General features: G+C 69.7%; 18 protein-coding genes and 1 pseudogene. 12 read left to right on the forward strand and 7 right to left on the reverse strand.

Going from position 1 to position 20,006, the window contains the following annotated elements; translation table 11 throughout:
* The first annotated feature begins 3 nt into the window (after positions 1-3).
* A complete protein-coding gene (locus U4Z64_RS04105) occupies positions 4-1,128 on the forward strand; it encodes an amidase (protein ID WP_321819312.1) in 1,125 nt (374 codons plus the stop codon).
* Positions 1,129-1,184: 56 nt separating this feature from the next.
* Positions 1,185-1,928: an SDR family NAD(P)-dependent oxidoreductase gene (locus tag U4Z64_RS04110; protein ID WP_321819313.1), complete on the forward strand. Its 744-nt coding sequence runs from the start codon at positions 1,185-1,187 to the stop codon at positions 1,926-1,928.
* Positions 1,929-2,187: 259 nt separating this feature from the next.
* Here U4Z64_RS04110 and U4Z64_RS04115 read toward each other — a convergent pair whose 3' ends face one another.
* Positions 2,188-2,820 (reverse strand): response regulator transcription factor, encoded by a 633-nt coding sequence (locus U4Z64_RS04115; protein ID WP_044845365.1) that lies wholly within the window; start codon positions 2,818-2,820, stop codon positions 2,188-2,190.
* 333 nt (positions 2,821-3,153) lie between these two features.
* Here U4Z64_RS04115 and hpaC point away from each other — a divergent pair, with 333 nt between their 5' ends.
* The gene (gene hpaC / locus U4Z64_RS04120) at positions 3,154-3,699 is read left to right on the forward strand and encodes a 4-hydroxyphenylacetate 3-monooxygenase, reductase component (RefSeq protein ID WP_124520373.1); all 546 of its coding nucleotides are present in this window, start codon (positions 3,154-3,156) and stop codon (positions 3,697-3,699) included.
* 67 nt (positions 3,700-3,766) lie between these two features.
* Here the strand turns inward: hpaC and U4Z64_RS04125 are convergent, their stop codons facing one another.
* Positions 3,767-5,017, reverse strand: a complete 1,251-nt coding sequence (locus tag U4Z64_RS04125) for a YbfB/YjiJ family MFS transporter (RefSeq protein ID WP_321819314.1) — start codon at positions 5,015-5,017, stop codon at positions 3,767-3,769.
* A gap of 468 nt (positions 5,018-5,485) precedes the next feature.
* Here U4Z64_RS04125 and U4Z64_RS04130 point away from each other — a divergent pair, with 468 nt between their 5' ends.
* Entirely contained in the window at positions 5,486-5,608 is a 123-nt protein-coding gene (locus U4Z64_RS04130; RefSeq protein ID WP_006752127.1) for a hypothetical protein, read from the forward strand.
* Between the two features lie 58 nt (positions 5,609-5,666).
* Complete coding sequence (locus U4Z64_RS04135; RefSeq protein WP_124487674.1) at positions 5,667-6,620, forward strand: leucyl aminopeptidase; 954 nt, start codon at positions 5,667-5,669, stop codon at positions 6,618-6,620.
* Positions 6,621-6,628: 8 nt separating this feature from the next.
* On the opposite strand, the gene U4Z64_RS04140 is transcribed toward U4Z64_RS04135, so the two are convergent.
* Complete coding sequence (locus tag U4Z64_RS04140; RefSeq protein ID WP_044845369.1) at positions 6,629-7,138, reverse strand: GNAT family N-acetyltransferase; 510 nt, start codon at positions 7,136-7,138, stop codon at positions 6,629-6,631.
* A 52-nt stretch (positions 7,139-7,190) separates the two neighbouring features.
* Entirely contained in the window at positions 7,191-8,234 is a 1,044-nt protein-coding gene (locus U4Z64_RS04145) for an AraC family transcriptional regulator (protein ID WP_321819315.1), read from the reverse strand.
* A gap of 346 nt (positions 8,235-8,580) precedes the next feature.
* Here U4Z64_RS04145 and U4Z64_RS04150 point away from each other — a divergent pair, with 346 nt between their 5' ends.
* The 5 genes from U4Z64_RS04150 to U4Z64_RS04170 all read left to right on the forward strand — a co-directional run bounded on the left by U4Z64_RS04150 (position 8,581) and on the right by U4Z64_RS04170 (position 14,528).
* Positions 8,581-10,308 (forward strand): choline dehydrogenase, encoded by a 1,728-nt coding sequence (locus U4Z64_RS04150; protein ID WP_321819316.1) that lies wholly within the window; start codon positions 8,581-8,583, stop codon positions 10,306-10,308.
* Entirely contained in the window at positions 10,295-12,772 is a 2,478-nt protein-coding gene (locus U4Z64_RS04155; protein ID WP_321819317.1) for an alpha/beta hydrolase fold domain-containing protein, read from the forward strand. Before U4Z64_RS04150 ends, U4Z64_RS04155 begins: the two co-directional genes overlap by 14 nt.
* Positions 12,773-12,959: 187 nt before the next feature.
* On the forward strand, positions 12,960-13,514 hold the full coding sequence (locus tag U4Z64_RS04160) for a protein tyrosine phosphatase (RefSeq protein ID WP_124487679.1): 555 nt from the start codon (positions 12,960-12,962) through the stop codon (positions 13,512-13,514).
* A 355-nt stretch (positions 13,515-13,869) separates the two neighbouring features.
* Entirely contained in the window at positions 13,870-14,202 is a 333-nt protein-coding gene (locus U4Z64_RS04165) for a type II toxin-antitoxin system RelE/ParE family toxin (protein WP_044845370.1), read from the forward strand.
* Positions 14,199-14,528, forward strand: a complete 330-nt coding sequence (locus U4Z64_RS04170; protein WP_044845371.1) for an addiction module antidote protein — start codon at positions 14,199-14,201, stop codon at positions 14,526-14,528. Before U4Z64_RS04165 ends, U4Z64_RS04170 begins: the two co-directional genes overlap by 4 nt.
* Positions 14,529-14,543: 15 nt before the next feature.
* On the opposite strand, the gene U4Z64_RS04175 is transcribed toward U4Z64_RS04170, so the two are convergent.
* Together U4Z64_RS04175 and U4Z64_RS04180 are read right to left on the reverse strand one after the other, a co-directional pair.
* The gene (locus U4Z64_RS04175; RefSeq protein ID WP_321819318.1) at positions 14,544-16,562 is read right to left on the reverse strand and encodes a VTT domain-containing protein; all 2,019 of its coding nucleotides are present in this window, start codon (positions 16,560-16,562) and stop codon (positions 14,544-14,546) included.
* Positions 16,563-16,664: 102 nt separating this feature from the next.
* Positions 16,665-17,117 (reverse strand): hypothetical protein, encoded by a 453-nt coding sequence (locus tag U4Z64_RS04180; protein WP_044845373.1) that lies wholly within the window; start codon positions 17,115-17,117, stop codon positions 16,665-16,667.
* Between the two features lie 307 nt (positions 17,118-17,424).
* Here U4Z64_RS04180 and U4Z64_RS04185 point away from each other — a divergent pair, with 307 nt between their 5' ends.
* Together U4Z64_RS04185 and U4Z64_RS04190 are read left to right on the forward strand one after the other, a co-directional pair.
* Positions 17,425-18,072 carry a response regulator transcription factor gene (locus U4Z64_RS04185; RefSeq protein WP_044845374.1) on the forward strand — a complete coding sequence of 216 codons (648 nt, stop codon included), beginning with the start codon at positions 17,425-17,427 and terminating at the stop codon, positions 18,070-18,072.
* Complete coding sequence (locus U4Z64_RS04190; RefSeq protein WP_321819319.1) at positions 18,069-19,880, forward strand: sensor histidine kinase; 1,812 nt, start codon at positions 18,069-18,071, stop codon at positions 19,878-19,880. The genes U4Z64_RS04185 and U4Z64_RS04190 overlap by 4 nt, the downstream gene beginning before the upstream one ends.
* A gap of 22 nt (positions 19,881-19,902) precedes the next feature.
* Here U4Z64_RS04190 and U4Z64_RS04195 read toward each other — a convergent pair.
* Positions 19,903-20,006, reverse strand: a pseudogene (locus tag U4Z64_RS04195) (type II toxin-antitoxin system RelE/ParE family toxin); the annotation flags it as partial.

Raw genomic sequence — 20,006 nt, forward strand, 5'->3', positions numbered from 1 at the left:
ACCATGACAGGCTTCATCGACACCTTCACGCTGGGCGGCCCGGGCCCGACGATCGCGATCAAGGACACGATCGACATCGCCGGCCATCCGACCCGCGCGGGCAGCCGCGCGCTCGCCGATGCAGCGCCCGCCGCGCAGCACGCGGACGTGGTCCGCCTGCTGCTCGACGCCGGCTGGCAGATCGCCGGCAAGGCGAACATGCACGAGCTCGCGTTCGGCATGACCGGCATCAACGACTACACGGGCACGCCGGTCAATCCGCAGGACCCGACGCGCATTCCGGGCGGCTCGTCGAGCGGGTCGGCGTCGCTCGTCGGGCTCGGCGCCGTCGACGCCGCGCTCGGCACCGATACCGGCGGCTCGATCCGCGGGCCGGCCGCCTGCTGCGGCGTGGCCGGGCTCAAGCCGACGTTCGGCCGCGTGTCGCGACGCGGCGTCGCGCCGGCCGTCACCACGCTCGACTGTGTCGGGCCGTTCGCGCGCGACATCCGCACGCTCGCGGCCGTGATGGTCGCCATCGCGCCGGGCTTCGACCGAGCGCGTGCGGCGGCACCCGTGGCCGGCTGCACGATCGCACGCGTGATCGTCGAAGCCGAGCCGGCCATCGCGGCCGCGCTCGACGCGGCGATTGGCGCGTCGGGCCTGCGTACGCACGACGTCGTGCTCGATGCGATGCAGGATGCGTTCGCCGCGGGGCTTGCCGTCATCAACGCGGAAACGTCGCGTGCATTCGGTCATCTCGTCGAAACCGGCAAGCTCGGCGCGGATCTCGATGCGCGGCTGCGCTCGGCCGCGACGACGACACCGGCCGCGCTCGCGCAAGCCGAAGCCGTGCGCGCACGCTTCACGGCGCAGGTCGATGCCGCGCTCGAGCGCGCGGAGGTGCTGGTGCTGCCGACCTTGCCCGCGCTGCCGATCACGCTTCGGCAGGCACGCGACGGCGTATCAGTCATCGCGATGTCGTCGCTGATCCGGCCGTTCAACCTGAGCGGCCATCCGGCGCTCAGCCTGCCGCTGCCGCTCGCGGGAACGCCGCTGAAGGCCGGGCTGCAGATCGTCGGACGCAAGGGCGCGGACGAACAGGTGTGCGCGGTTGCCGCGCACTTCGAAGCGGCGCTCGCCGCATGAACCACGATGCGGGCGCGGCTGTGGCCACGTTCCGCGAACCAACGGAATCACGCACCATGTCAGACCGAGTCGTCCTCGTCACCGGCGCCGCGCGCGGGCTTGGCACCGTCATCGCCGAACGCTTTCATGCGGCCGGCTATCGCGTCGCGCTGGCCGACATCGCCGTCGACGCCATTCACGCGCATGCGCGCGACCTCGACGCGAGCGGCGCACGCGCAGTCGCGCTGCCGCTCGACGTCACGTCGAAACGCGATTTCGAAGCCGCGCGCGATGCGCTCGTCGCGCGCTGGGGCGCGATCGACGTGCTCGTCAACAATGCCGGCGCATCGAAGGTCGTGCCCGCGATGGAGATCACGGCCGACCAGTTCGACCAGGTGATCGACGTGAACCTGCGCAGCGTGCTGTTCGGCTGCCAGGTGTTCGGCCAGTACTTCGCGACGCGCGGCGCGGGCCGCATCGTCAACATCGCGTCGCTCGCCGGGCAGAACGGCGGCTCGGCGACGGGCGCGCACTACGCGGCCGCGAAAGGCGGCACGCTGACGCTGACCAAGGTGTTCGCGCGCGACCTCGCCGCGCAGGGCGTGACCGTCAACGCGATCTCGCCGGGGCCGCTCGATCTGCCGATCGTGTACGAGAGCGTCGCGCCGGACAAGCTGCGGCAGGTGCTCGCGAACCTGCCGGGCGGCAAGCTCGGGTCGGCCGGCTTCGTCGCCGATACGGCCGTGCTGCTCGCGTCGGGCGACGCGCATTTCGCGAACGGCGCGTGCTGGGACATCAACGGTGGGTTGTACATGCGTTGAGCGGCGGCATGCGTCGAGCGTGCGGTGCAGACTGATGCCGGCCGGTGCTGGCCGGTACCGCGCGCGGTGTGTGCGGTGTGTGCGGTGTGTGCGGTGTGTGCGGTGTGTGCGGTGTATGCGGTGTATGCGGTGTGCGCGGTGTGCGCGGTGTGCGCGGTGTGCGCGGTGTGCGCGGTGTGCGCGGTGTGCGCGGTGCGTGCGATGCGTGCGGGCACTACGCTTACACGCACGGCCCGATTCGCGTGCGAACCACCCTGCGCTAGCGCGACGACTCCCCGTCGTCGCCCCACACGACCATCACGTCGCGCACCAGCGCGGCGATCGACGTTGCGCCGAGCTTCTCCTTGATGCTCGCGCGATGTACGTCGACGGTCTTCACGCTGATCGACAGGTCCGACGCGATCTGCTTGCTGCCCTTGCCGTCGACGACGCCGCGCAGCACCTCCTTCTCGCGCGCGGTCAGCGCATCGAGCCGCTGGCGCAGCTCGCGGTGACGCTGGCCGACCGCGTGCCGCTGCTGCGCGAGCCGCAGCGCGCGTTGCACGCGCTCGAGCATCTGCTGCGAGTTGTACGGCTTCTCGACGAAGTCGATCGCGCCGTTCTGCAGCGCGCGCACCGACATCGGAATGTCGCCGTGTCCGCTGACGAAGATCACCGGCAGCGTCGCGCCGCGCGCGTTCAGTTCCGCCTGCACGTCGAATCCGCTTTTCTCCGGCATTCGCACGTCGAGCACCAGGCACGCGGGCAGGTTCACGTCGAAGCGCGCGAGAAAATCGGCGGCATTCGCGAATCCCTCGGACGCGATGCCGACCGATTCGAGCAACCACGCGAGCGAGGTCCGCATGCCGCTGTCGTCGTCGACGATGTATACGATCGGAGCGGGTGACGTCATCGGGGTGTCTCGCAAGATATCGGTATCGGTATCGCACGCGCCGCGGGTGAGGCAAGCGTCGTTCGTCGGGGGTGTGCGGCACATCATAACGAGCCGGAAATGCGCTGAATACCCCTTTACGTACCGCTCGAACGCCCGATCGCACTTTTTTTCGAGCGTCGTGCCGCGCATCTAGGTAGAACCTTTAGATGCGTTGGCGGGAACGCCATCTTCATCGTCAATCGTGCGAATGTTCGCCGGCTTTTTCGCGACGTACGCTTGGTTCATCGTCGACGATCCGCTGCCGCATCGACAACGCGCGCGATCGCCGCCCTCATTCACCCAGGAACGCCCATGTCCGCAACGACCGATACCCCGCAACCGGCGCGCGCCGCCCCCACCGACGCGCAACAGGCCTTCCGGCAAGCGATGGCCCACCTCGGCGCGGCCGTCAACGTGATCACCACCGCGGGGCCGCACGGCCGCTGCGGCATCACCGCGAGCGCCGTCTGCTCCGTCACCGACGCGCCGCCGACGCTGCTCGTGTGCCTGAACCGGTCGAGCGCGATGCATGCGATCTTCGAGCGCAATCGTCAGGTCTGCATCAACGTGCTGCCGGCCGAGCACGAACTGCTCGCGCGCCATTTCGCGGGGATGACCGAACTGCCGATGGAACGCCGCTTCGAATTGCCGGTGTGGGATCGCGGCGAGCAGGACGTCCCCGTGCTGCGCGATGCGCTCGCGAGCCTGCAGGGCAGGATCGCCGAGATGAAGGAAGTCGGCTCGCACTCGGTGATGTTCATCGAGGCGACGTCGATTCGCGTGCGCAACGACGGCGACAGCCTCATCTACTTCAGCCGCGCGTTTCATCGCGTGTCGCGCACGGCCTGCGTGCGGTAACGGTAACGGGAACGGTAACGGTCGCACTCACGTTGTCGCGCTCGCCGGTCGTTGCAGGCCCGATCGGCTACGCCGACGCCCTTAATGCACGCTGTCCGGCCGCGAGGGCCGCGCCCGCGAACAGCGTCAGCGCCGAATAGACGAGCCCGCGCGCAAGGCCCGCGCTGTCGGACACCCAGCCGATCGCGACCGGCCCGGCGATCTGCCCGAACGCGAAGATCGTCGTGAACGCGCTGATGCCCTTCGCCCAGCCTTCCGGCGGCAGGTTGTGGCGCACGAACGCGGTCGTCGACGCGACCGCCGACAGGAACGTCGCGCCGAACAGCACGCCCGACGCGAACGCGGCCGCCGGATGCACGAACAGCGCCGGCATCAGCGTCGCCACGCCGAGCAATGCGTTGAGCACGGCCAGCGCCTGGCCGCCACGCATCCGGTCGAGCAGCCCCGACCACAGCCGCGCCGACACGACGGTCGCGACGCCGAGCATCACGTAGAACGCGGACACGACCGTCCCGCTCATTCCCGCGCCGTGCAGCAGCGCGACGATGAACGTCATGTAGCCGATGTAGCCGACGCCGAACAGGCCGTAGCCCGCGAGCGCGAGTGCGAATCGCGCAGGGCTCGCGGTCGCCGCCGGCGCGGCACCGTCACGCCGCGCGGCCGGTGCCGCGTGCGCATGCTCGATGCGACGCGCCGCCGACACGGCGATCGCCGAGAACAGCACGCATGCGAACGCGAGCGCGAACCATGCCGGTTGCCAGCCGTGCGCGCGCTGCACGAGCGTCGCGGGCACGAGCAGCGACGACGCGACGATGCCCCACCCGGTGCCGCCGTAATAGAGCCCGAGCAGCAGCCCCGCGTCGCGCGGCGCTGCGGACGCGAGCCGCGCGGCCAGCACGCCGCCGCTGATGAAGATCAGCGCGCTGCCGACGCCCGTCGCGAGCCGCTCGACGAGCAGCGCGTTCATGCCGGACGTGAGCCCGCATGCGGCCATCAGCACCGCGGTCAGCGCGCAGCCGGCCGCCAGCAGGGTGCCGGTGCGCCAGCGGCGGGACAGCAACGGGAAGACGAGCGCGCCGATCAGGTAGCCGGCCGCGTTGGCCGTGTTCAAGGCGCCTGCCTGCGCGAAGGTCCAGCCGAGATCGGCCTTCATCGGCGGCAGCAGCAGTGCGTACGAGAAGCGCGCGAGACCGAGCGCGATCGCGCTGCCGAGCGACAGGCAGATCGCGAGCCGCCACGCGGTCATGCGGTCGGGTTCGGTGGCACCGGCGTCCTGTCGTGCTGGCCCGGCGTGCTCCGGTTGCGGCGCTGCGCGCATCGCGGTGTCTCCATCGTGGTTCGCATCGTGCCGCCGGGACGGCGGCAGGCGCGCGGCTGCGGCCCGCGCGCGAGGTCGTCAGATGGTGCCAGAAAACCGCTGGAGCCGGTTCGCGTCCACGATAACCGCGCGCATTGTTCGTGAATGGCGGAAATCGAAATGATCGACGCGATTGAACTCGCGATTCAAAAAATCGCTTGAATGAATCAATCAATCGATTGCGGCCCCGATATTCGAAAATCCTCGGGTTTTGCGATTGGATTCATACGCCTTCACCGCGCGAAATGCAGCGAACCCGCGTGTTTAGCACGCCGCGGCTAAAAACCTCGCCACGCATTGCATTCACTAAATCATCAGACTAATATCGACGCCACTCGTCCGGTATTCAAAAAACATCGGATGAGCCGCGGTAATCCCGTTACCGCGCTTTCATGTTGAATCGCTCATGTTCACCACAGGAGAATTGACATGCAGGAAACCCGGCAGATCGAATTGCTTGACTGGATGCAGGAAGACACGCACCCCGAGGCCGTCGACATGATGGTCGAGGATGCCGTGGTGCCGTTCGGCACCGCGCTCTGGCCGGTCTGAGCGGCCAGCCCGTTCCCGCGGAAGGGCCGCTGCCCTTCCGCCGCTTCCGGAGACACGCATGCTGAACCTGCACCGCGCGCTGGGGTATCACCCGGCGCTGCGCGACAAGCTCGCACGCGGCGAGACGGGCAAACTGCTGGTCGGCTACGACAGCCGCAACCGCGACACCGCGTTGCGCGCGTTTTCCGCCCTGCCCGACTCGCTCGACGCGACGATCCTCTGCCTCGACACCACCCCGCCCGCCGACATCGCCGCCGCGCTCACGCATGCGGACCTGTTCGTGCTGCTGTACGACTCGTCGTGCCTGCCGACGCCGTCGCCGAGCGGCCCGCCGTTCCTGGCCGCGATCCGTCCCGCCATCGTCAGGCACTGGAGCAAGTCGGTGCTGTTCAAGGATTACGGCCCGCATCTCGACGAGGCGTTCGCCGAATCGCTCGACGACATCGCCGCGCGCAACGGCCGGCTGATCGAAGCGGCCGCGCGCGCATCGCAGATCCATTTCATCGACGAAGCCGGCAACACGCTGACCGGCTCGCTTGCGCCGGACCAGAAATGGACGAGCGTGGACGGGATGGGCAATCTCGACGTCGTGCCCGGCGAGATCGCGACGCACGTCACCGACCTGCACGGCTCGATCGTGTTCAGCGGCACGTTCCTCGGCACCGTGCCGTTCGCGATCAAGTACCGCGTGACGGAGCGGCTCGCGACGCTGCATGTCGAAGACAGCCTGATCGTCGATTTCGACAGCGACGACGCGGGCTTCCGGCGCGACTTCGCGTCGTACCTCGACCGGCACGACAATCACCGGCGCATCGAGGAATTCGGCATCGGCACGAACCTGGGCATCCGCGGGCTATACGGCCGCAACGCCGGCTTCGAGGAACGCCATCCGGGCCTGCATCTCGGCCTCGGCGGCGGCGCGAACGGCAGCCACCACCTCGACCTGATCTTCGCGCGCGGCACGCTGGCGTTCGACGAGCGGATCGTGTTCGACGGCGCGTTCGCCGTCTGACCTTGGCATCAGGCGTCGGCGGCCGCCGCGTCGCCGAGCCACTTGAACATCACGAAGCAGTCGACGAAGCCGAGCCGCGCGTGACGATACGCGCGCGGCAGGCGGCCGACGATCTCGAAGCCGAGCTTCTGCCACAGCGCGACCGCCACCTCGTTCGTCGCGACCACCGAATTGAACTGCATCGCGAGGAAGCCGCGTTCGCGCGCCACCTGCTGCGAGTGCTCGCACATCAGGCGCGCGACGCCCTTGCCGCGCGCGGCCTCGCTGACCATGTAACCGCAGTTGCACACGTGATTGCCGGGCCCGGCCGCGTTCGCCTTCAGGAAGTACGAGCCGAGCAGCACGCCATCCTCTTCGGCAACCCACGTGCAAAGCGGCGCATCGAGCCACAGCGCGCGGGCGGCTTCACGTGTGGGCGCCGGATCGAATGCGTAGGTCTCCTGCGCGGCGACGATCGCGTGGTACGTGGGCCAGAAGCGGGGGAAGTCGTCTTCGGTCATCGGGCGAAGCGTGATCATGCGGGTACTCTCGTGAAGGGGTTGGGGAATGCGCGCGTGGCGCGACACTGCGTCAGGGCGAGCCGCCGTCGCGCAGCAGGCCGCTGCGATACGTGCCGGGCGGCACACCATACCAGCGCTTGAACGCCTGCGAGAAACTCGACAGGTCGCTGAAGCCGAGCCGCTCGGCCACTTCGGTTAGCGACAGGTGCGCATCGCCGAGCAGCGTCTCGGCCATCGCGCCGCGCGCCTGCGCGAGCAACACCCTGAACGTCGTGCCTTCTTCCTGCAGCCGGCGCTTCAGCGTGCGCGGGCTCGTGTTCATCAGCCGCGCCATGTCCTCGAGCGAGAACGGCACGTTGCCGGGCGTCGCCGTCAGATATTGCCGCACCATCTCGGACGTGCCGAGCCGCGCGCGCCGCGCTTCGACCAGCTGGCTGCATATCTGCTCGCACATCGAGACCGTCAGCGGGTTCGCATGCGGCAGCGGCCGGTCGAGAAACGCACGGTCGAATGCGAGGCTGTTCGCGCGGGCGCCGAACGCAGGTTCGACGCCCGCGATGCGCGCTGCGGGTGCGAACGCGGCTGCGCTCGCCGCGCTCGCGGCCTGCATCGTGAAGCGCGACAACGCGAAATCGCCGCCGCCGATTTCCTGCAGCAGCACGGCCGCGGCCGCCATGTCGCGTTCGACGAGGAACCGGCTCAGGTCGGCATCGAGCTCCGGCGCGCCGAAATTGAGCACGCCCGTCTGCGGTTCCTCGCGGTACGTGATCACCGTGAACGCATACGTGAGCGGCAGGAAGCGCATCGCGAGCGCCAGCGCGTCGCGCGCGGTCGCGCTCGCGATCAGCCCGTAGCCCCACACGCCGTACGCGGAGAAGTGATAGCGCTGCCCGACTTCGAACCCGAGGCCCGGCGCGCGCCCGAGCGCGCGCAGCAGGTTGCCGGTCAGCCGCAGTTCCTGCGCGGCCGTCACCTCGACGTTCGGATCGTCGAGCTGCGCGTCCGCGAGCCCCGTGCCGGCCAGCAACTTCGCGCGCGGCACGCCGCGTTCGTCGCCGAAATCGACCAGCAGCCGCGCGCTGGCCGGACTCCGGGTGAAGTCCCAGAAGCTCATGCGGAGAAACCCTCGAAGCGCCGATTTGGCCCAAATACTAAAACAATTGTCCCGAAGCAGCATTGGTGTTTTCCCATGCGGCCCGCACCATCGGCGTCATCAGTCGTCGCCCGAACGACGTCAACGCCCCCGGAGGAGACACCATGCGACCGAGTCGCCCACCCGACCTCACAGCCCGCTGCGCACATCGCGGGCCACGTCCGTCCGCGCCGTGCGAGTTCGGCAACGACGCCGTGCGCCGTTCCGGCACCGCGCCGCGCCACCCGCCGCTCGGCAAGCCCCTCGATCCGCCGCCGCGCGCGCCGGCGCGCATCGCTTGACCCATCGACCATCGGGAGACGATTTCATGAGCAAGACTTTCGACTACATCGTCGTCGGCGGCGGATCGGGCGGCTGCGTCGTCGCGGGGCGCCTCACCGAGGACCCGGCCGTCACCGTCTGCGTGCTCGAGGCCGGTGGCCGCGGCGACAACGCGCTCGTCAACGTGCCGACCGGCGCGGTCGCGATGCTGCCGACCCGCATGAACAACTGGGCATTCGACACGGTGCCGCAGCCGGGGCTCGGCGGGCGCATCGGCTATCAGCCGCGCGGCAAGGCGCTCGGTGGCTCGTCCGCGATCAACGCGATGGTCTACGTTCGCGGCCATCGCGTCGATTACGACGGCTGGGCCGCGCTCGGCAACGAAGGCTGGTCCTACGACGACGTGCTGCCTTACTTCCGCCTGAGCGAGCACAACGAGCGCTTCGACGACGCCTTTCACGGCCGCGACGGCCCGCTGTGGGTCAGCGACCTGCGCACCGGCAACCCGTTCCATGCGCGCTACCTGGAAGCGGCGCGACAGGCCGGCCTGCCGCTCACCGACGACTTCAACGGCGCGCGGCAGGAAGGCGTCGGCCTCTATCAGGTCACGCAGAAGCACGGCGAGCGGTGGAGTGCGGCGCGCGCGTACCTGCTGCCGCACGTCGGCCGCCGCGACAACCTGACGGTCGAGACACACGCGCAGGTGCTGCGCATCCTGTTCGACGGCACGCGCGCGACGGGGGTCGAGGTGCGGCAGCACGGCGAGGTTCGCACGCTGCGCGCACGGCGCGAAGTCGTGCTCGCGGCCGGCGCGTTGCAGACGCCGCAGTTGCTGATGCTGTCGGGCGTCGGTCCGGCCCGCGAACTGCAGGGGCTCGGCATCCCGGTGCGGGCCGACCTGCCCGGCGTCGGCCGCAACCTGCAGGATCATCCGGACTTCATCCTCGGCTACCGCGCGCGCAGCGTCGACACGATGGGCGTGTCCGCGCGCGGCGGGCTGCGCATGCTGCGCGAGTTCGCGCACTTTCGCCGCGAGCGGCGCGGGATGCTGACGTCGAATTTCGCGGAAGGCGGCGGCTTCCTCAAGACGCGAGCCGACCTCGATGCACCCGACATCCAGCTGCACTTCGTCGTCGCGCTCGTCGACGATCATGCGCGCCGGCTGCACGCCGGCCACGGACTGTCGTGCCACGTGTGCCTGCTGCGGCCGCGCAGCCGCGGCTCGGTCACGCTGCACAGCGCCGATCCGCTCGCCGCGCCGCGCATCGACCCCGCGTTCTTCGACGATCCGCGCGATCTCGACGACATGGTCGCCGGCTTCCGCATCACGCGCCGGCTGATGGAGGCGCCGGCACTCGCCGAATGGATCACGCGCGACCTGTTCACCGCGAACGTGACGACCGACGACGAGATCCGCGACGTGCTGCGCCGGCGCACCGACACCGTGTATCACCCGGTCGGCACGTGCCGGATGGGGCGCGACGCGCTCGCGGTCGTCGATCCGCAATTGCGCGTGCATGGCGTAGCGGGGCTGCGCATCGTCGATGCGTCGATCATGCCGACGCTGATCGGCGGCAACACCAACGCGCCGACGATCATGATCGCCGAGAAGGCCGTCGACCTGATCCGCGGCGTGCGGCGTGTGCCGCTACACGCCGCGGCCGACACCGAACGTGAACCGGCCGCCGTGCCGGCACATCGCGACACCGTTCCCGCGTCGTGCGCGCCGCACGATGCGATCCTGCCCGAGGAAAACCGCCATGTCGTCGCCTGAAGCATCCCGTCCCGCCGCACCGGCCGCGCCGCTGTCGGCGATCATCATCGGCGCCGGCTTCGCCGGCATCGGCATGGCCGTCGCGCTGCAGCGCGCCGGCATTCACGACTTCGTGATCGTCGAGCGCTCGCACGACGTCGGCGGCGTGTGGCGCGACAACCGCTACCCGGGCGCCGCGTGCGACGTGCCGTCGCATCTGTACTCGTTCTCGTTCGAGCCCAACCCGGACTGGTCGCGCGTGTTCGCGCCGCAGCCTGAAATCCATTCGTACCTGCAGCATTGCGCGCGCAAGTACGGCCTCGCACGCTACCTGCGCTTCGGCGCGAACGTCGAACGCGCGCAGTATGACGAGGGCCGTGCGCTGTGGCACGTCACGCTCGCCGACGGCACGACGCTCAGCGCTGCCGTGCTCGTCAGCGGCACCGGCCAGTTGAGCCGCCCCGCGATGCCGGACCTGCCCGGCATCGACACGTTTCGCGGCCGCGCCTTCCACTCCGCGCACTGGGATCACGACTATCCGCTCGCGGGCAAGCGCGTGGCGGTGGTCGGCACCGGCGCGTCGGCGATCCAGTTCGTGCCCGCGATCGCCGGCGACGTCGAGCGCCTCGTCGTGTTCCAGCGCTCGCCGGCCTACGTGATGCCGCGTCCCGACCGCGCCTATCGTCCGTGGGAGCGGGCGCTGTTCCGCCGGCTGCCGTGGGCGATGAAGCTGCATCGCGCGTCGATCTACGTGCGCTACGAGTCGCGTGCGATTGCGTTCACGCGGCTGCACGGGCTGATGGACATCGCGGTCGGCCGGCCGTTCCGCAAGCTGCTCGCGCGCGACGTGCGCGACCCGGCGTTGCGCGAACGGCTCACGCCCGACTATCCGATCGGCTGCAAGCGGATCCTGCTGTCGAGCGACTACCTCGCCGCGATCGGCCGCGACAACGTCGCGCTCGTCACGCAGCGCATCCGGCGCGTGACCGAGACCGGCATCGAGACCGACGACGGCGTGCACCATCCGGTCGACGCGATCGTCTACGGCACCGGTTTCGCGGCGACCGCGTTCCTGTCGCCGATGCGCATCACCGGCCGCGACGGGCTCGACCTGAACGACGCCTGGCGGCGCGGCGCGCAGGCGTATCTCGGGCTCACCGTGCCGGGCTTCCCCAACTTCTTCATGCTGTATGGCCCGAACACCAACCTCGGCCACAACTCGATCGTCTACATGCTCGAAAGCCAGATCGCGCACGTGATGCGCTGCGTGCGCGCGATGCGGCGCGACGGCGCGTGCGCGATCGACGTCGATCCGCGCCGCTACCGGCGCTACAACACGCATGTGCAGCAGCGGCTCGAAGGCTCGGTGTGGAGCGGCTGCAAGAGCTGGTACGTCGACGCGTCGGGCCACAACAGTACGAACTGGCCCGGCTTCACGCTGACCTATCGATGGATCACGCGCTTCACGGGGCTGTCCGCGTATCGCTTCACGCAGCCGTTGCCCGGCACGGCGACACCCACATCAACCCCGACGACGACGCACGGTGCCGTCGTCGCGCCGCCCGCCGGCCGCGTGGAAGCACTCGCCGCGGCGTCGCTGCGCGGCTTTCTGCGCGTCGCGTTCCGGCCGCTGATCGGGCCGCCGTTCGGCGCGCGCATGCAGCGCCGCGTCGTCGCGCTGCTGTCGCCGCTGATGCCGGGCGCAGGCGACACGCTGCGCTACCGGACGTCCGCCGCCGGCGTGCCGGTCGAAGTGATCGCGCCGAAGCGCGGCGAGGCGGGCGGCGCGATCCTCTATCTGCACGGCGGCGCGTTCTGTCTCGGCGGCCCGCATACGCATCGCGGCGTGACGACGCGGCTCGCGACCGAAGCCGGCCTGCCGGTGTGGGTGCCCGACTACCGGCTCGCGCCCGAGCACCCGAGCCCGGCGGCGCTCGACGACGCGCTGGCCGCATACGATGCACTGCGCACGCAAGGCTACGCGCCGCACCGGATCGTGATTGCCGGCGATTCGGCCGGCGGCGCGCTCGCGCTGGCGCTCGCCATCGCGCTGCGCGAGCGCGGCGAACCCGCCGCGGCCGCGCTGCTGCTGATCTCGCCCGTGACCGACCCGACGCTCGGCGGCGACACGCTCGCATCGCGCCGCCACGACGATCCGATGATCCGTCGCGGCTGGCTCGAACAAGGGCTGCGCTGGTATCACGGCGCGGGCTCGGCTGCAGCGCCCGGCCCGCTCGACACCGACCTGCGTGGACTGCCGCCGATGCTGGTGCAGGCTGGCGACCAGGAAGTGCTGCTGTCGGACGCGCAGCGACTCGCGTCGCATGCGCTCGCCTGCGGCGTGCCGTGCCGGCTGGAGATTCATGCCGCGCGCTGGCATGTGTTTCATCTGCAGGCGTTCTATCTGCGCTCGGGGCGGGACGCGTTGCGGACGCTGGCGGGATTTGCCGCGCGGCGGGTGGCGGAGACGGCGGTCGCGACGTGACGATCCGGTGATGCCGGCGATCGAGGCTGCGGAGCGCGACTGCCTCGATCGACCCGCTTGCAACAATGCGACACCCTCTTGCCAAAACCGGCCGTTTATTTTTTTCCGGCATGCGCGGCCGGCATGATCTCCGCCAGCCTCGGCGTCGTGCCGCGGCGACGACCACCCCACCCTGGCGGAGACACCAATGAAAAAAGGCCCCATCCTCAAGACGCTTGCGCTGCTCTGTTGCCTGGGCGTCCAGTGCGCGACGTCGGCATTCGCGGAGGAACCGAAGAAGGTCGCGTTCGTCGATACGGGCAATACCGGACGCAGCGTGATGGCCGAAGCGATCGCCGGACAACTGATCGCGCAACGGCACGCGCATATCGCCGTGATCTCGCGCGCGGTCGACGAGGATCCGTATGACGAAAAGCCCGAGGAAAACGGTGTGATCCTGATGAAGCGGCGCGGAATCGACACGTCCGCGCATCGTTCGGTGCAACTGAATGCGAACGACGTCAAGCACTCCGACGTGATCCTGACGATGACCGACAAGCACAAGGAGAAGGTGCTCACGCTCTATCCGTCTGCCGCCGGCAAGGTCTTCACGCTTGCCGAATACGCGACCGGCGTGCACAAGGACGTACCCGACGCGTGGGGCAAGCCGATCGACTTCTACGAATCGGTGACCGCGCAGCTCGACACGTTCATCCCGGCCGCGCTCGACAAGGTCGCGACGGCCGCGCCGGCGAAGCAGTAACGCAGGCCGGACTCGCCGGGTCGACCGTCGCGTCACGCGGCGGCACCGGCGGTCCGATCGTTTGAGCAGTCCCTCCCCCGCACGGCGCGTTTCCCGTACGCGCCGACGAGATCAGCCGTTCGGCCGAATCGTCATCCCACGCCCCGAATGAAAGAATGATTTTCGTTCGGGTAACGGGTCTCGCCGCCTGACACCCCGAGCCACGAAGGCACTGCAGGCATTCCCGCGCAGCGCCTTCGCGTCGTGCTTCGTCTCGATTCGGCAGTCGGCCGCGTGCGTTTCACGTCATCCGCCTCATCGGGCCCAGAACGCAATCACGTCGATATCCATGCCTTTATGTAACTTATAAGCTACAATGCTCTCCAAGTTCGAACTGCTTCGCTATCAGCGTGCCGACGGTCGCGAGCCTTTCACCGAATGGTTGAACGCCGTGCGCGACAAAGTCGCCCAGGCGCGGATTCGCGAGCGGCTGCGTCGCGTGCAGACCGGAAATTTCGGCGATTGCGAGCCCGTCGGTGAAGGTGTGATCGAACTGCGCATCCACGTCGGTGCCGGCTATCGCGTGTACTTCGGCCGGTACGGCAGTGCGCTGGTGCTGCTGTTGTACGGCGGCGACAAGCACAGCCAGTCCGACGACATCAGGCATGCGAAGGAACACTGGCTGGACTGGAAACGGAGGCAAGCATGAACAAGCTCAAAGGCGCGGTATCGCACCACGACGCGGAAGTCGCCGAACTCGGCGCGGACCGCGAGCTCGCGGTGGCCTATTTGCGCGTCGCGATGGAATCGCTCGACGACCCCGACAACCGCGCGGCCGCGCTGCTCGCGCTGCGCACGGTCGCGGAAGCGTATGGCGGGCTCGGCGCGGTCGCGGCCGACGCCGGCATCAGCCGCGAATCGCTGTATCGCACGCTGTCGCCCAACGGCAACCCGACGCTGAAAACCCTGCTCGCGGTGCTCAAGACGGTCGGCCTGCGCCTGTCCGTCGTCCCCGCGCAACCGTCGCACGCATAACGCGGCGCACGCGCTTCAAGGCTGCACCATCCACACGAGCAGCACCGCGGCCGGCGCCCCACTCGTCCCCGCCGGCGGCCGCGCGAGCGTCGGCTCGACCTGCAGCGCCTGCGCGATCGTCGCCGCATCGTCGATCGTCGTCGTGCGCACGACCGTCATCAGCCGTGCGGGCCGATGCAGCGTCTCGCGATACAGCGCGCCGTACCACAGCGGCCGCGTGCCGAGCGCATCCTGCAGCGCGTACGGATAACGCCACAGCCGCAGCACGAGGCGGCTGTCCGGACGGGCCGGATCGACACGCACGAACACGCGACGCGTACTCTCGCCGTGCGTATAGCGCGGCAGCACGGGCAGCGCATCGGCCGGCCCCTGCGGCAGCAGCCACCGCAGCGCGGCGGCGGCCGACCACGGCGTCGCGCGCTGCCAGCCGGCCAGCGAAAGATGGCGATCGAGCGTGTCCGACGTCGCGCACCATTGCAGCGGCAGATATTCCTCGCGATCGCCGCCGATCTCGGTGCGCCGCGTCGGCACGCGCGGCCACCCGCCGCGCATCCATTGATCGACGGTCATCGCGACGACGTCGCCCACGTGCGGACGCGCCGCGCGATCGAGCTGCCATTGCGCGGGCACGGTCCAGACGCCGGCCGTCGCGAGCACGACGAGCACCGCGACGAGCGCGCCCCGCGGCTGCACATGCTCGCGCACCTGCCAGTACGCATAGGCGCCCGCCAGCACCGCGAACCACGCGAGCCCGAGGCTCCAGCCGCCGAGCAGACCCGACAGCCACGTATCGCCGACGTAAAGCCGCGCGAAGCCGCCGAGCACGATCCACAACACGACCGCGGTCACGACCGGAATGCGCCACAGCGCCGGCCGGTCGCGTGTGATCACCCAGCCGATGCCGCTGCTCGCGAGCATCGCGAACGCCGCGTCGGCGTCGGGCAGCGGCACGTGCAGCGCGCCGGGCGGCAGGCTCGCGGGCGTCATGCCGGGCACGCCGGTGCCGAACGCCGGCACGAGCACGACCGCGATGCCGACCGTCGCGAGCCACCATGCGGACGTCACCCAGCAGCGATGGATCATCAGCCAGACCAGGAACGCGGCCGCGACGATCAGCCCCGTATCGTGTCCGTGCAGCACCGCGAGCGCGCGCATCGCGGCATCCACCGGCGGCGTGCGAAGGTCCTGCAGGAACGCATACACCATGATGTCGGCGTGCATCAGCGAATCGTTCGCGACGACCTCCCGCACGATGCCGGCAAGCAGCCACACGCAGCCGACGAACAGCAGCGCGAAGACGGGCACCACGCCCGGCAGGCGGCGCCCCTTCTCGATCGCGTCGTGCAGCCAGCCGCCGACGCGCGGCCAGCGGCGCGCGCATGCGTGCACGGCCGCGCCGGCCGCGCGGCGCAGCAACGGCCAGCCGCGCCGCAGCGCGACGCGCACGCCGATCCACACGAGCGCGACCAGCGCGGCGATCACCAGCAGGATCGCGGCGACCCGCACGCTGATCGCGGCGGCCAGCACCGCCGACGCGCCGAACAGGATGCCCGGCACGACGTGCACGGGCGCCCAGATCAGCGCCGACACGACATTGACCGGGTAGAACGACCGGCGCGGCAGCGTCGCGCAGCCGACCACGACCGGCACGACCGCGCGCACCGGCGCCAGGAAACGCGCGAGCACGATGCTCTTCGTCCCGTGGCGCAGCACGAACTGCTCGCCACGCGCATAGGCATCCGCGTAGCCCAGCCGGACCCACCCGTTTCGAATCGCGCCGCGGTAGCGGCGTCCGAGCTCGTAACTGATCCCGTCGCCGAGGATCGCGCCGGCGGCCGCGACGCCGATCGTCGTCCAGCCGTCGAGCGCGCCCGCGCCGATCAGCGTGCCGGCCGCGAACAGCACGGCACCGGCCGGCACGACCGTGCCGATCAGCGCGATCGCCTCGGCACAGGCGGCGGCGAACACGATCGCCAGCACGAGCGCCGGATGCGCGCCGATCGCACCGAGCCATGCGTGGATGGTGTCGCTCATCGCAGGCCGCGCGGCGTGGCGGCGCGGCGTGTCTGCACCGGGCCGGCGGTGGCGTGGGGAAGGTTCATCGGCGTGTGCGCGCGGTCGTGCCGGCGGGCGGTGTCAGTCGAACTCGTGCTGGCGCGCGTCGGCCTCGAGCGGCGCGTCGTGGTAGCCGACGGTCGCGATCTCGTGCAGATAGCGCGCGAGAAACGCGCCGATCGACCCGGCTTCCTCGTACTGATGCACATGGCGGAATTCGTGCGTGAGCAGGCGTCGCGTGTCGTGGCCGCGCAGCACGAACACCGCATGGCCGAGCGTGAGGCCGATCGTCCCCGGTGACAGCAGGCCGGTGTCGCGCGCGATCGCGCCCAGCGCCGGCGTGTCCGGGAACGGCAGCCGGTCGGCGACCACGACGCGGATCCGCTCCGGCCGGGCGACGCCGACGGTGCGCGCGTCGTCGGCCTGCGCGGGCGTCAGCGGCACGCCCTGCGCGAGCCCGTGGGCCGCCTGCGCGTCAGCCCACGCGACGGCGTCGGGCAACGCGGACGGCAGGATGTCGGCGAGATCGATCATCGTGGCGGCTCCTCGGGTCGGGACGGTGCAATCTGGCACCAGTTTATCTCTGAATCAGGGCGGTCCGCGACGCATGCCGCCCGCCCGACGGCGACCATTCCTCGGGAATACCCGCCCCATCTGGCCCTATCGCCTGTACCATTTCACGCCGATTATTTCGCTTTGAGACAGATTCGACACTCTCGCATCTCAAAAATTTCCCGCAGGTGCACCATTTTTGGTTTCGGCGGAATATATTGGTCAGAAGAACGGCCGCGGCGGCTACCGGCGGAGCAGCCCGCGGCATCATCCCGAAGAGGACCGCTAGATGATCAGGGTAATGCTGGCTGACGATCACGCAGTCATGCGGGACGGACTGCGTCACATCCTGGAAACGGCCGGCGGTTTCGAAATCGTCGGCGAGGCGAGCGACGGCGCGGCCACGCTCGCGCTGGCCGAGCGTCGCGCCGCCGACGTGCTGCTGCTCGACCTGTCGATGCCCGCGCCGACCGGTATCGAGCTGATCCGGCTGGTCAGGACGCATGCGCCGTCGCTGCGCATGCTGGTGCTGACGATGCATGCGGAGGCGCAGTACGCGGCGCGCACGTTCAAGGCCGGCGCAACCGGCTACCTGACGAAGGACAGCGCGACCGCCGAACTCGTCGAGGCCGTCACCAAGGTCGCGGCGGGCGGCGTGTACGTGAGCCGGTCGGCGGCCGAGAGCCTCGCGCGCACGCTGCGCACGCCGGCCGACATGCTGCCGCACGAGCGGCTGTCCGCGCGCGAACTCGACGTGATGCGCCGCATCGTCGCGGGCCAGACGGTCACGCGGATCGCAGCGGAACTCACGCTGAGCGCGAAGACGGTCAGCACCTACAAGACCCGCATCCTCGAGAAGATGGAACTGCCGCACGAAGCCGCGCTGGTGCGCTACGCGATGCGCCACGATCTCGACCTCGGCGTCGACGACGCATGATGCCCGCGTTCCGCGTCCGCTCCGCCGCCCCCGACGACGACGACGCGTCGGATCCGTCGCGCCTGTTCATGTCGTCGCTGCCGCCCGACCGGCGCGAGCGGCGGCTCGCGATCGCGACGGTGATCGTGTCGGCCGTGATCTTCGCCACCCTCGCGCCGTTCGCGGGCGTGCCGCTCGCGCGCGTGTTGGGCTTCATTCCCGTGTACCAGTCGGCGATCGTGATCAACGACATGGTGACGGCCGGCCTGCTGCTCGGCCAGTACGCGATCCTGCGCGAGAAATCGCTGCTCGCGCTCGCGGGCGGCTACCTGTTCACGGGCTTCATGGCCGGCACGCACATGCTGACCTTTCCGGGGCTGTTCTCGCCGACGGGCCTGCTCGGCGCGGGCGAACAGACCACCGCATGGCTTTATCTGTTCTGGCACGGCGGCTTTCCGCTGACGGTCATCGCGTACGTGCTGCTGCGCGCGGCGGCGCGCGCGCGTCCACCGTCGCTCGAGCAGCGTCGCGCGGCGATCCCGATCCTGCTTTGCATCGCGTCGGCCGCGGGCGCGACCGTCGCGCTCGCGCTGCTCGCGACCGCCGGCCACGACCTGCTGCCGCGCATCATGCAGGGCAACCGGATGGCGTCGACGATGACGCACGCGATCACGATCGTCTGGGCCCTGAACCTCGCCGCGCTCGTGTTGATGTGGCGGCTGCGGCGTCGTCATTCGGTGCTCGATCTGTGGGTGATGATCGTGCTCGTCGCCTGGCTGTTCGACATCGCGCTGTCGGCGATGCTGAACCACGGTCGCTTCGACCTGGGCTTCTACGCCGGGCGGACCTACGGCCTCGTCGCATCGTGCGTCGTGCTGTTCGCGCTGCTGTTCGAGAACGGCCGGCTGCATGCGCAGACGGTGCGCGCGCTGGCCGGCGCGCGCTATCAGCACCTGCTCGTCGTGCAGAAGAGCGCGCAGCTCAACGAGGCGAACGAACGGCTCGAGCAGCGCGTCGCGGCGCGCACCGCGCAGTTGAGCGCGTCGAACCGCGACCTGCGACGCGAAGTCGAGGAGCGCGTGCGCGCGGAGCGGGCGCTGCAGGCGTCGCGCGAGGAGCTGCGCGAGATCGCGGCGATCAGCGCGAGCGCACGCGAGGCCGAACAGCGCCGCATCGCGCGCGAACTGCACGACGAACTCGCGCAGACGCTCGCGGCGCTGAAGAACGATCTCGAATGGCTGCTCGACCGCGTGCCGCAGGACGACGCGCCGCTGGCGCGCAAGATCGCGGCGATGCATGCGCTCGCGCGCGGCGCGGTGACGGCCACGCGGCGCATCGCGTCCGACCTGCGTCCGCTGATGCTCGACGACCTCGGGTTCGCGGCCGCGATGCAATGGCTCGTGGAGGATTTCCAGCACCGTCACGGCATCGCGTGCGCGCTGCACGTCGAGCCGGGCGAATTGCTGCTCGACGAACCGTATGCGACGGCCGTGTTCCGTATCGCGCAGGAAGCGCTCGCGAACGTCGCGCGGCATGCGGCCGCGTCGAGCGCGACCGTGGCGCTCGTCTACCGTGACGAGACGATCGCGCTGACGATTCGCGACGACGGTGCGGGCTTCGATCCCGGTGCGCCGCGCAAGTCGGGATCGTTCGGGCTGGTCGGCCTGCGCGAGCGCGCGTATCTCGTCGGCGGCACGCTGCGGATCGATACGACGCTCGGCGAAGGAACGACGGTGGAAGTGGATATTCCGGTGGCGTCGGCGCATGTCGCGATTGCGCATGACGGACGGGGGACGTCGCGGGCGGAAGAGGTAAAGGCGAAGCAGTAGCGGCGGTGTGCTGCTGCGGGGGTCAGTGGTAGTCTTCTTCCCGCTGATGCCGAACGGTGAGGATCGTGACTTGTTCCGCGCTTTCGATCTCGAACAACAACACATAGCCTGACGTGCCGAAGGAGA

This window comes from Burkholderia sp. BCC1996 (genome assembly GCF_905339955.1).
Classification (GTDB): domain Bacteria; phylum Pseudomonadota; class Gammaproteobacteria; order Burkholderiales; family Burkholderiaceae; genus Burkholderia.